Origin of the sequence: Nostoc sp. TCL240-02 (assembly GCF_013343235.1) — a bacterium.
Lineage (GTDB): Bacteria > Cyanobacteriota > Cyanobacteriia > Cyanobacteriales > Nostocaceae > Nostoc.
Genome location: NZ_CP040094.1, coordinates 7,389,571 through 7,401,085, shown reverse-complemented (window position 1 = coordinate 7,401,085; position 11,515 = coordinate 7,389,571). Strand labels below are relative to the sequence as shown.

At 41.9% G+C, this 11,515-nt stretch carries 11 protein-coding genes and 1 pseudogene; 5 read left to right on the top strand and 7 right to left on the bottom strand.

The window, feature by feature from the left end; all coding sequences use genetic code 11:
* Positions 1-94: 94 nt before the first annotated feature.
* Together mrdA and FBB35_RS31715 are read right to left on the bottom strand one after the other, a co-directional pair.
* The gene (gene mrdA / locus FBB35_RS31720) at positions 95-1,942 is read right to left on the bottom strand and encodes a penicillin-binding protein 2 (RefSeq protein WP_174712924.1); all 1,848 of its coding nucleotides are present in this window, start codon (positions 1,940-1,942) and stop codon (positions 95-97) included.
* A 42-nt stretch (positions 1,943-1,984) separates the two neighbouring features.
* Positions 1,985-2,799 (bottom strand): IS5 family transposase gene (locus tag FBB35_RS31715; protein WP_174708067.1). Its coding sequence is split into 2 segments (ribosomal slippage): positions 1,985-2,433 and positions 2,433-2,799, totalling 816 coding nucleotides; the frame shifts between segments, so codons are not numbered across the junction.
* 274 nt (positions 2,800-3,073) lie between these two features.
* Between FBB35_RS31715 and FBB35_RS31710 the strand changes: the two genes are divergently transcribed.
* The gene (locus FBB35_RS31710) at positions 3,074-4,201 is read left to right on the top strand and encodes an ABC transporter ATP-binding protein (RefSeq protein ID WP_174712923.1); all 1,128 of its coding nucleotides are present in this window, start codon (positions 3,074-3,076) and stop codon (positions 4,199-4,201) included.
* Positions 4,202-4,387: 186 nt separating this feature from the next.
* Positions 4,388-4,837, top strand: coding sequence for a hypothetical protein (locus FBB35_RS31705; RefSeq protein WP_174712922.1), 450 nt, complete (start codon positions 4,388-4,390; stop codon positions 4,835-4,837).
* Between the two features lie 159 nt (positions 4,838-4,996).
* Here the strand turns inward: FBB35_RS31705 and FBB35_RS31700 are convergent, their stop codons facing one another.
* Positions 4,997-5,770 carry an ABC transporter permease gene (locus FBB35_RS31700; protein ID WP_174712921.1) on the bottom strand — a complete coding sequence of 258 codons (774 nt, stop codon included), beginning with the start codon at positions 5,768-5,770 and terminating at the stop codon, positions 4,997-4,999.
* A 320-nt stretch (positions 5,771-6,090) separates the two neighbouring features.
* Here FBB35_RS31700 and FBB35_RS31695 point away from each other — a divergent pair, with 320 nt between their 5' ends.
* Both FBB35_RS31695 and FBB35_RS31690 read left to right on the top strand, forming a co-directional pair.
* Positions 6,091-6,393: a hypothetical protein gene (locus tag FBB35_RS31695; RefSeq protein ID WP_254625749.1), complete on the top strand. Its 303-nt coding sequence runs from the start codon at positions 6,091-6,093 to the stop codon at positions 6,391-6,393.
* Between the two features lie 175 nt (positions 6,394-6,568).
* A pseudogene (locus FBB35_RS31690) lies at positions 6,569-7,483 on the top strand (IS982 family transposase).
* Positions 7,484-7,523: 40 nt separating this feature from the next.
* Here the strand turns inward: FBB35_RS31690 and FBB35_RS31685 are convergent.
* Positions 7,524-8,129, bottom strand: coding sequence for a chromophore lyase CpcT/CpeT (locus FBB35_RS31685; protein ID WP_174712919.1), 606 nt, complete (start codon positions 8,127-8,129; stop codon positions 7,524-7,526).
* A 204-nt stretch (positions 8,130-8,333) separates the two neighbouring features.
* On the opposite strand from FBB35_RS31685, the gene psb29 reads away from it, so the two are divergent.
* Entirely contained in the window at positions 8,334-9,041 is a 708-nt protein-coding gene (gene psb29, locus FBB35_RS31680) for a photosystem II biogenesis protein Psp29 (protein WP_174712918.1), read from the top strand.
* Between the two features lie 72 nt (positions 9,042-9,113).
* Here psb29 and FBB35_RS31675 read toward each other — a convergent pair whose 3' ends face one another.
* The 3 genes from FBB35_RS31675 to FBB35_RS31665 form a co-directional block, all read right to left on the bottom strand.
* Positions 9,114-9,476 (bottom strand): phage holin family protein, encoded by a 363-nt coding sequence (locus FBB35_RS31675; protein ID WP_012411457.1) that lies wholly within the window; start codon positions 9,474-9,476, stop codon positions 9,114-9,116.
* A 348-nt stretch (positions 9,477-9,824) separates the two neighbouring features.
* On the bottom strand, positions 9,825-10,505 hold the full coding sequence (locus FBB35_RS31670) for a biopolymer transporter ExbD (protein WP_174712917.1): 681 nt from the start codon (positions 10,503-10,505) through the stop codon (positions 9,825-9,827).
* 39 nt (positions 10,506-10,544) lie between these two features.
* Complete coding sequence (locus tag FBB35_RS31665; protein WP_174712916.1) at positions 10,545-11,273, bottom strand: MotA/TolQ/ExbB proton channel family protein; 729 nt, start codon at positions 11,271-11,273, stop codon at positions 10,545-10,547.
* Between the last annotated feature and the right edge of the window lie 242 nt (positions 11,274-11,515).

The window sequence follows — 11,515 nt, the reverse complement described above, 5'->3', positions numbered from 1 at the left end:
CAGTTCAGCGTAAATAAACGACCCATTCCAAATGAATAAAACACTTACGCTGTATTCATTTTTAATTTTTAATTTTTAATTCCGCCTTGCGGTACTAGTCTCCAGTGCCATGTCCTGAATTTTGAGTTTTTGCTTCTGATGAATCAGGCTGAGATTTTTTATACTTACCTGGATACTTGTGCTGAAAATAAGCTTCTAGCACTTGTAAAACCATTGGTCCACAAATAGTACCACCATGTTCGCCAGAGTTTTCTCCAAAGGCCACAACCACAATTTCCGGCTTATTACTAGGGGCATAAGCACCAAACCAAGTATGATTTGGGCGACCAACACCAGCTTCAGCAGTGCCACTCTTTCCAGAAGCTGGGGCAATTGTCGGCACATCCAAGTGCTTACCAGTACCTTCACTCACCACCCTTCGCAGTCCATCGCGGAGAACTTTGATAGTTTCCGGCTTCATATTTAAAGATTCTCGCCAACTTTTTGCTTCTTCGTTGTCTTTGAGCAAATGCGGTTGAACGCGATACCCACCATTAGCAGGGACAGAAAACATAATCGCCGATTGTAGCGGTGTTACTTGTAAAGCGCCTTGACCAATTGACATATTAATGGTGTCGCCTACAGTCCAAGGGGTCTTCAAAACTTTCTGCTTCCATATTTCATCTGGAACCAAGCCTTTTGATTCTTCATTGGGAAATTCAATGCCAGTTTTTTGACCAAATCCATATTTGCGGCTCCATTGGATTAAAGTTGGCCCACCAACTTTTCTACCAACTTGATAGAAGAAAGTATCACTACTCATAGCGAGCGCTCGTGGAAATCCTAATGGCCCGAATCCGGCGTGGTTCCATTCACCAAAAGTTACCCCACCAACGGTAAGAGAACCAAAGGTCTGTAATATTGAGTCAGGAGAAAATTCACCTGATTCCAGTCCGGCTGTCGTGGTGACAATTTTGAAAGTGCTGGCAGGTGGAAAGGCACTCAAAGCCCGATTGACCAAAGGATGATCTTTACCTTGCAAGCTTTCCCAATCTTTCTGGGAGAGTTTTTGTTTTGAGAAAATATTCGGGTCAAAGGTAGGGTAAGAGACCAATGCTAAAACAGCACCATTATTCGGATCGAGTGCTGCGATCGCACCTTTTTGATTTCCCAAAGCTTTTTCTGCTGCCTGTTGCACATCCAAATCTATTGTCAGATGCAAATCGTTACCAGCCTTTGCCTGTTTCTCGCCCACAACCCGAATTGGTCTACCCGCACCATCTACTTCCACTTGCTGACCACCCCATTCGCCTCTTAGCACTTTCTCATAGGCTTTTTCTACTCCCATCTGACCGATGACATCCCCCAGGCGGTAGCCTTCCTGCTTCTTGTCCTTTAACTGGTCGGCGGTCAACTCTCGCGTATAGCCTAATACATGAGCTAATTGCTTGCCATGAGGGTAATAGCGTACAGAATCTGTATTAATTTCCACTTCTGGGAGTTCATTTTTATACTCCTTTAGTGCAGTGATTTCTGCTTCATTGAGATCGCGAGCAATTCGGATGAGTGAAGAAGAATTAGCACCTGCTTGTTCTAATTTCTTTTCCATCTCATCTTGGGGAATGTTGAGAATTTGCGCTAGACGCGGGCCGACTACAGACCAAGAAGGCTTAGTATGTGCCATTGGCCACAAATATACAGAGCTAGGATAGCGAGTACTGGCTAAAATTTTACCGTTGCGGTCAAAAATATTACCCCGTTCTGGTTGTTTAGCAATCATCCGAATCCGGTTTGCTTCGGCTCGTTCTCGGAGTTTTGGGCCTTCAACAATTTGCAAATAGGCCAAACGAGCCTCAATCCCAGCAGTCATTAAGAGGGTAAATACAATTAAAAATATTGATTGGAAACCACGTCCAACTGTACGTGTATCTTTTTTGCTGCCAATTGATGGGAATAAAGACATAAGACAAAGAATGATTCTAAGAGCTGATTCGTAAACAAAAGATTAAGCTGCCATTCGTTTTACCATCAGACGAATCAATGAGCCGTAAATCATGGCTTCACTGATCTCTGTGTACAACTCATAATCCTTGCTCAAACGCCGAAATCGATTGAGCCAGCCGAATGTCCTTTCCACAATCCACCGCTTGGGTAATCGTTCAAATGTTTTCGATATTCTCTCAATCACCTCAACACGAACCTGTTCTCCGCAAACTTGCTTGACAGCTTGAGCAAAGTTTTCACCAGAATAGCCTTGATCTACCCAAACAACTTCCAATTTAGACAATTCCTGAGCCGATTCATGGAGTACAACCACAGCCCCCAAACGTTCCGACGCATTAGCTTCAGTCACTAAAACGCCAATCAACAAACCTTGAGAATCCACAACTATATGTCGCTTACGGCCTTTAACTTTCTTACCACCATCGAAACCGTAGACTTCCCCTTTTTTTCCGTTGTCTTCACTGACTGAGAATCGGCGATCGCAACGCTAGAGTGTTCGTCTCTGCCCAAATCTTGTCGCAGTTGATGGCGCACTTGGTCATGAATTTTCTGCCATATTCCTTTGCGCTGCCATTTCTGAAAGTAGCCGTATACTGTTGTGTAAGGTGGAAGATCATGGGGTAGCATTTCCCACTGACACCCGGTACGTTGCACATAGAAAATAGCATTCAAAATTTCTCGTAAATCTACTTCTACAGGATGCCCAAACCCTTTAGGTTTTGGTAGAAAGGGCTTGATAATTAACCATTCGGCATCGCTTAAATCACTTGGGTAGGGTTTACGCTGTGGATTTTCAATCGCAGGTAGACGGCTCATCGACTACAACATAAATTACACTCGACTTAGCCTATAACCTGAACAAAACCGGATTCAGTTTTCTTTAGATTTTCTTTACGAATCAGCTCTAAGAGCAGTATTATCTGTATACAATTACCCTAAACTCATGCCCAAAACTGGGTATGAAAAAATCGGGCAAGTATATTCTTGAACAATTGTTTTTGGCGGATACAATAAACCAAAGTGTCAAATATAGTCTGCCCAATAGACTACTGACAAAGTTACGTAAGATCACGGCATTCTACTAAGGATTATGGCTCAAATTGTCATGCAAAATCAGAGGGGGATAACAAATTTTCAGCCACTTGATGTTGAACTGCGTAACGTGTTCAAGTTTTTTAACCAAGAACCAGCAGTACATGGAATAGATTTGGATGTCAGACAGGGAGAATTTTTTAGTATTTTAGGCCCCTCCGGTTGTGGTAAAACAACAACACTACGTTTGATTGCTGGCTTTGAAATCGCTGATGCTGGCAAAGTGTTGATTCAGGGTCAGTCTATGACTAATGTGCCGCCTTACCGCCGACCCGTCAATACTGTATTTCAAAGTTACGCTCTATTCAATCACTTGAATGTCTGGGATAACATCGCCTTTGGACTACGGTTAAAAAAAATCCACAAATCGGAAATTGAAATTAGAGTTCAAGAAGCTTTAAAGTTAGTGAAAATGGAAAGTTTGCGATCGCGCTTTCCCAGTCAACTTTCTGGTGGTCAACAGCAGCGAGTCGCCTTAGCAAGGGCTTTAGTCAACCGTCCCACCGTGGTACTACTGGATGAACCTTTAGGGGCGTTAGATTTAAAACTACGTAAAGAAATGCAGGTTGAGTTATCAAATTTACACAAAGACTTAGGAGTAACCTTTGTGATGGTGACACACGACCAAGAAGAAGCATTATCTTTGAGCGATCGCATTGCCGTCATGAACCAAGGCAAAATTGAACAAGTTGGCACTCCCTGCCAAATTTACGAACGTCCCCAGACATCGTTTGTTGCTGATTTTATTGGCGATACTAATTTATTTAGTGGTGAGATCGTAGCGGTAGACTCCTCTAGTATTAAAGTTTCCACAAAAACAGGACTCTCAATTATCATTAGCCGCGCTGAAGATACACCATCTCAATTATCACAAGCGGTAGTAGTGAGTGTGCGCCCAGAAAAAATACAGCTTTCGCTTTATCCACCCAATTTGCCAGCTAACTGCTTTGAAGGGCGGCTTATTAATGTTATGTATCTGGGCACACACGTCAATTATGTTGTGGAATTAACAAATGGTATTAGCATAAATGTATTGCAACCTAATACTTTTGGTGCTTTACCAGACAGCGACACGCCAATCTACGCTTGGTGGGCAGAAAATGATTGTTTAGCTATTAATCAATAGTTATAATAGTCTGCCTTCTATAAGGCTTATTTTTGATTTTTGCGAAGCTAGAGCCTTTTTTCCTATTGCCTCTTAAGCCAAATAACTATGGCTACGCCACGCTGGGCGAACAAAAATCCAAGCGCATTCCTATATAAAATTTAATAATGGAATAATACCTTGACCCTGTACTAAGAATATTAACCCATGTCAATTTTTAAAAGAGTTCCTTGGGTGTCCCTGGCGTTAGTACTGCTTAGTTACAGTACCTTGGGCTGGGTAATATCTGAAACACACGCTCCTCTGTTTGTGTGGGTGCTGACTGTGGTTGCGATCTTGCTTTTAATAGTGACGTTGACCACTCCTTGGCCGAAAATGACCTATTACCTCAGGATTTTGCTTAAATCAAACACTAGGTCTTTTGGGGTTGCTGTCTTAGCAGCTTTCTTATTTTTTCTGATGATTGCCTGGTTTGGGGTATTTCTTGATACTTTACTCATCATTTCGGCAACTATATTAGTCAGGATAGATTTCCAAAGAGCAGGTCTTAGAGAAGGGCTAGCTTTTTTTACTGCATCTATCTTTTCACTTACAGGTTTAGCTTTGGGTGCGCTAATTTACGAGTTAATATATTCACACGTTTTAGTAAAGTTATAAAGTATTTTCAAAAAAACTAGAGATGTCTGTGGTGGGCTCCACCAAAGCTTCAAAACTGATATTTATTACCTAAAGATTTATAAATGAAGGCAGGAGGAAAACTGTACTTCCCTATAAGATGCTATGCGAATAGACAAGCTCTGTCCTGTCCTGCCCCCTTCAAAATGCAGGCTGGTCAAATAGTAGTAGAGAAAGGAAAAAATCCATGATAAAAATGGATACCCAACTAGTAACAACTGCCTTTGTTGCCGATTCTCCTACTTCCTTAGCTCCTCCCTTAGTAGTTAAACCCCAACTACAGCCGATGACAGCAACCAGCAAACCAAAAATAAACCCTTTTAACAAAATAATAAACAAATCTGATGGTTCTAAAAAATTTCTGACTGATTCTAAAAATGTTTCGGGAATAATTTTGTAAAAGTATGATCCGGCAAAAACTCCGCCGATAATCCCAGTAACTAAAGCCAAAATCGTCATCAAAGGCACCATCAAACAACAAGCGATTACTCTAGGAAGTACTAGATAATCAATGGGATCAGTTTTGAGCATATAAAGTGCATCAATTTGCTCAGTTACCCGCATTGCACCTATTTCTGCTGCAAAAGCAGAACCCACTTGTCCTGCCATAATACTAGCGGTTAAAATTGGAGCTAATTCTCTACAAAAAGCCAAGGCAAAAGCACCTCCCACAGCATTTTCAGCCCCAAATCGGACTAATTCTCTTGCCGTCTGAATAGTAAAAATCATTCCTGCAAAACCGCTAACCAGGAGAACTGGAGAGATAGAACCGGGCCCAGCAGTCACCAGATGTTGCATAATTTTGCGGTAGTAAGTTTTTCCCTGAATAAAATGTAGCCACACTTGACCGAAAAGCAGTACTGCCGCACAACAGCGTGCAATCTGAGATTGCTCAAAATTTGTTTTTAGTCGCAATTTTATCGTCCTTAAGACTGGCTTTTTTTTGCAAATTTATTGTTATATCAATTCTTCAAAATAAAACTACAGACACAAATGCTGGAAACCCAGCTAGATGTAATCTGACTTTCTCAATTACGTCGTAGACGCACGAAGTCCGGCTTTCCGCAGGATATTACGAATTGGTCTTAGGGTATGGTACATGAACACCATCAAGTTTGAGACTTTTCTGCTCAATACAAATTGTCTATAGGACTCTCCTATAGCTGGTATTTTATTTTTACGGAGTTCCTAATGTTAAATGATTTTTTATGAACAGGATAAAAGCAGGAATATTTATGTTGCTATTGATACTAGGCTTGTCCATAGCACATCCAGCTTTTGCATCAGTGTGTCGCAATTACGATTTCTCCAACGGGGTACGCCAACACCACCAGATTTGCATTCTCAGCATCAACCGAAGTGCTAAAAACTATTGGGAATACAGGGCAACTGTTAGTGTAAATGGAGTAAAAAGACCCACCGAGGTTTACAATTGCCGGGAACGAGTCAAGGTTCAACAAGGTGGAGGTGTTTTACCCTTTGAGCAAAAAGACCCTGGTGAAATGATATGTAGCTTTTTTAATTCTTCTCGGCGGTAAACACGCGCCAGATAATAAAGACTGTAAAACCTAGATAGGTGAATACTGTTAACCATTCTTGCCAGCTACCAAATCCATTATTCACGCGATGTGCAACTTTCTTTCCAAAGATAAAAGTCCCACCCTATGCTTAACCGAGAGATTGTGATTGTTATCTCTTGCCAGGGTGGAACAAATGTTATCTATGGAAGACTTGATCACAGCAGTGTTTTGCTGTGTGGATGATCTATTAAAGGAAGTGACCAATGGTAAACCTATGGGTAGTCGAGGATTTCAGCCATCTTTAAGTGATAGTGAAGTGATTACAATGGAAATTGTGGCAGAGTTTCAAGGTATCGATACGGACAAAGGTATTTGGCAATACTTTCGCCGTCATTGGTTCTCAATGTTTCCCCAGATGAAAAGCCGTTCAACCTTTGTACGACAAGCTGCAAACCTATGGCAGTACAAGCAAGAACTACAACAAGCCTTAGCAATAGAACTTGGTGCTTTCAGTGATAATACACACATTATTGACGGGATTCCGATACCGTTATGTTGCTTTACTCGTGCTCGTGGTTGTCGTAGCTTTCCTGGAGTTGCTAACTACGGTTACTGTGCCGCAAAAAAGGAAACATATTACGGATTTCATGGTCACTTACTCATTAGCGCCTCTGGGGTGATTACAAGCTTTACATTAACCTCTGCTTCGGGAGATGAACGGGAAGCGATCTGTGATATCGTGACCTTGATTCAGGGGTTGGTAATAGGTGACAAATGATACATAAGTACCACTCTCCGCCAGGAACTAGCACGCTATGGCATCGATTTACAAACACCCCTACGTTCCAATATGCAAGACGACTGTCCTGCATATTGGGTAAAGCTACTTCAAACTGTCCGTCGCCTAATTGAAACAGTAATTGGACAACTTAGCGTTAGCGTAGCTCGCCGCAGGCATCGCTTTAATATCGAAAAAGTCTGGGCCAGAGATATGTGGCATTTGACGAGTCGTTTAAATCGCAAACTATTGGCTCACACTGTTTGTGTCTGGTTAAATCGTTTATTTGGTTTGGAACCATTACAGTTCGATGGTCTTGTGACAGAATAAGTTGCACATCGCGTTAACTCGTAACTCATGAATGATAGGTTTATCTTATTGAATACTGATTTCGCTTGGTGTAGCGATAAGGGCCCATAATCGCTCCCCAAGTTGCTTTTCCAGTTGTGGGATCGATTCCTTTATCGTAGCTGTGAAATTCTGCCGCAGTGGTTTCAAATCCCAAGGAAACATGGATGCTATTACCAAGATAAGTAAAGCTACAACAAGTCTCTGGTTGTGGTGTGGCGGTAAACTTATAGCGATCGCCAGCTAATGCTTTGTGAGTTACTGTTAGGATACAACCTGGTAGTAAATCTAATTGTTCGGGTGTCAGTGTGTTTAGTAGAGCAGGGTTATTGCCTGCGCCTCTTAATGCATCTGGATCTTGAGGTATATAGTATTGTACTTCCAGAGATGTGTCAGAGTTGCTACCATGACGCAACCGCATAATTCGCTGACGGTAAGGTTTATCTAGGTTAATCACGCTAGCTTGTTCGGCAAACAAGGTGATGCTATCTTCTGTGAACAAATTCACTGGTCTTTGCCACATTCGGAGATGCACATACCAAACTGGTTCTTCTATAGCTTGTTCTCGATTATCAAATTCACCAGCTAGGTACTCACCTAAAGCAATTAACTGTGGCGAGAAGTTCATAAATTCAATAAACAAATAATTAAGGAGAAATATTTCTGGCTAGTTTTTTAGAGGAAAAGGTCTTAATCCCCTGTGGTTACTAGCTTATAAAATACTTTTGATTTGTTTATATTGTAAATGAAACCGTCACAAGTCAAAAGCTCAACTTGGCAAAGTAGCCTTTAAGCGAGAAAATAAAGATACGTCGCCCTTAACATTTTCTTTGTGAATAACGTCCGTACTGTCTCTGATACAAAACGAACTTTTTACAATCTTCATACCCGTCCGATTAACACTATTTATCGTCGGGTAGTAGAAGAATTGATGGTAGAAATGCATCTGCTGTCAGTAAATATCGATTTTAGCTACAATCCAATTTATGCCTTGGGCGTCGTCACTACTTTTGACCGCTTTATGCAAGGCTATCAACCAGAACGAGATCAAGAATCAATTTTTAATGCTCTATGTCGGGCTATAGAACAAGATCCCCAACACTATCGACAGGATGCTGAAAGATTGCAAGCTGTAGCTAAAGGTTTGCCAGTTAAAGATTTAATTGGGTGGCTAGGCCAAACTACTTACTTAGATCGAGATGCTGACTTGCAAGCACAACTGCAAGCGATCGCCAACAATCCTAACTTTAAATACAGCCGTTTGTTCGCAATTGGTGTATTTTCGTTATTAGAACAGTCAGATCCTGAATTAGTCAAAGATGAAAAGCAACTAACTGAGGCGCTGAAAGCGATCGCAGCTGGCTTGCACGTATCTGATGACAAACTCAACAAGGATTTGGAATTATACCGTTCTAACCTAGATAAGATGGCGCAAGCGCTGGTAGTGATGGCAGATATGCTCTCAGCCGATCGCAAAAAACGCGAACAACGTAAACAACAATCAACGACTCCCGTTGCTCCCCCAAGTTCCAACGAATAGTTAGGAGTTAGGAGTTAGGAGTTAGGAGTTATTAACAATTAATTCCTAACTTCTAACTCATCACTATTGATTTTAAACACCCAATAATTTGTAGATTAAGCTGTTAATTATAGTCAGCGTAAATGCTCCAATAACAGCACTCCAAATACCGTAACGTAAGCGGAAGCCCTCTACTAACCAAGCAGCAATACTAAAACAAACTACGGCAATCATAAATGTGAAAATGCCGGATAGTAAGTCCAATGTCAGTAAATTGGGGACTGCAAAAACGAGGCTTAAAATCGGTCTGACTATTGCCGTCACGATACCAAGCACTGCGGCAGAAAGAAAGGCTTTACCAGGAGTATCAATTTCAACTCCTAAAGGTAATTTACTAATTATCAACAGGCTGATAGCTGTTACTACCCAAACAATTAAAAGCGTAACGATATTCATGCCACAACCCCTGAAACGTGAATGGCAATTGGTTATAAATTCCTTGAGTTTATCGGTGGAAAAATCTTTAAAGCTCAACCAATTATTTGTAAGTTAGCAGAAATTTCATTGCTAACCGAATTTTATTTTAGATATCTTTAGGATTGAGAAAAAGCTTCAGGGGAGCAGGGAGCAGGGGAGCGGGGGTATAAAGAAGAGACAAGGAAGAGTGGGGAGACAGGAGAGAGAGACTTGTTCAATTCCCCCTTGTCCCTCTGCCCCCTGCTCCCCTGCCCTCTGCCCCTTGTCCCCCTGCTCCCTGCCCCCTGCCCCTTCTCCCTCTTCTGCCCAATCCCTCATATCCCTATTTCATCTTTTAAGAGGTGATTGGGTTTGTTTGGGTGCTACAGGGACTTGGGATGCTGGTGGGTTGGAAATACCAGGATTGATAGGACTGATGCCTTGCCCGGTTGGAGACTGACTTACACCAGGTAAGGGTACGGAATTAGGTGCTAAGGGAAATTTAGGGGTAATATTCCCTTCGGGATTGATACCTGGAACTGGTGCTATACCAGGATTGACTGGGAAAGACGGGATATTAGGCTGATTGAGTGAGTTTGTGGGTGCTTGAGATGGGCCAGGAATAATTCCTAAAGAAACGCGATCGCCTCCTACTTGCCGTAGCAAATCCAAGGTCTCAATCACGTCATTGTAAGTTGCTGTCCGCGAAGCATTTAGCACCACAACAGCACTAGGGTTTCCTTGAAGATACTGTTTTAACCTGGCTCCCAAATCGTCGCGTTTTACAGGCTGTTTTTCTATGTAAGTATTACCAACGGCATCAATAGTTACAATCAGACTTCCGCTCTGTGATGTTATTCCAGATACTGTACTAGGGCTGGCTTTGGGCAAATCAACATTTATTGCCTGTTGCCGTGTAAATTGTAAAGCCGCTAACAAAAAAAATGTCAGGATACAAAAAACGACATCAATTAAAGGGATGATTTGAATTTGGACTTCTTCAATTGGGGTATGTAGATTAACTTTCATTTTCTCAATTTAATCGCCTGGTTGGGGTTAACTTATTGACTAATTAGGTAAATTCGGGGGTTCAGGAGGTTCAGGCAACCTAGTCTTTCCTGGCTTGCGGGGTGGAGTGAAATTTTCCCTGACAATTGGTGATGTAATATTACTAAAATCAGGCGGGGACTGGCGGTAGAGTAATTCCATCTCATTCCCTGCCTTCCGAAAAACTTTGACTTGGTTAACTACAAAACTTTGAAATAGGCGATAAAATACCAAGCTAATGATGGCAACTATTAACCCAGTTGCCGTACTAATTAAAGATTCACCAATACCAGTAGTCACCCCGGCGGTAGATTCAGTTCCCAAATCGCCAATCCGAATTGAGCGCAGAGAGTGAATTAGACCTAAAACAGTACCCAATAATCCCAGCAGGGGTGCGAGGGCAATCACAGCTTCTAAAAGCTTTTCGCCCCGCCGCATTCCAGCCAATTCATCTTCTGCTGTAGCCTCAAGTGCTAGTCGGAAGGTTTCCACATCAGTTTTTGGAAAACGTAAGGGGGCATAGAGAAAACGCCCGACAGGTTGATGGCTTGTTTGTTTAGCAATGTCAGCAGCTGCTTGCCAATTCTCTTGGGCAGCATCCAGAATGCGATCGACTATTTGCTTTTCCTGAGTCAAAATTCGCAACCAGAACCACAGACGCTCAAAAATCACACTCAAAGATAGAATCGACAGGATAAGCAAAGGCCACATCGCTGGCCCGCCCTTATAAAACAAATCTAAAATATCCACTGTTTAAGTTTCCTCCCTCCATGACTAAAGCAAATGTGCTAAAGCATTTTAATTCTAGAGATTAATGCAAAATGAGGGACTTCCAAAATATAAATTTCTCGAAAAGCTAAAAAGACACTCTAAGTATGGCGTATTTGACTTAGCCTGCTGGACAAACTTGCTGCGGGGTTGCCATAATCCCGAATTAATACAATCACTGTCTAATTTGTCAAACCCTTGCGGTATTAGACTCTTATGGATAA

Bases quoted from the DNA above. Each gene is read 5' to 3' on its own strand.
- mrdA (WP_174712924.1), bottom strand. From the start codon at position 1,942: ATGTCTTTATTCCCATCAATTGGCAGCAAAAAAGATACACGTACAGTT.
- FBB35_RS31710 (WP_174712923.1), top strand. From the start codon at position 3,074: ATGGCTCAAATTGTCATGCAAAATCAGAGGGGGATAACAAATTTTCAG.
- FBB35_RS31705 (WP_174712922.1), top strand. From the start codon at position 4,388: ATGTCAATTTTTAAAAGAGTTCCTTGGGTGTCCCTGGCGTTAGTACTG.
- FBB35_RS31695 (WP_254625749.1), top strand. From the start codon at position 6,091: ATGTTGCTATTGATACTAGGCTTGTCCATAGCACATCCAGCTTTTGCA.
- FBB35_RS31685 (WP_174712919.1), bottom strand. From the start codon at position 8,129: ATGAACTTCTCGCCACAGTTAATTGCTTTAGGTGAGTACCTAGCTGGT.
- FBB35_RS31675 (WP_012411457.1), bottom strand. From the start codon at position 9,476: ATGAATATCGTTACGCTTTTAATTGTTTGGGTAGTAACAGCTATCAGC.
- FBB35_RS31670 (WP_174712917.1), bottom strand. From the start codon at position 10,505: ATGAAAGTTAATCTACATACCCCAATTGAAGAAGTCCAAATTCAAATC.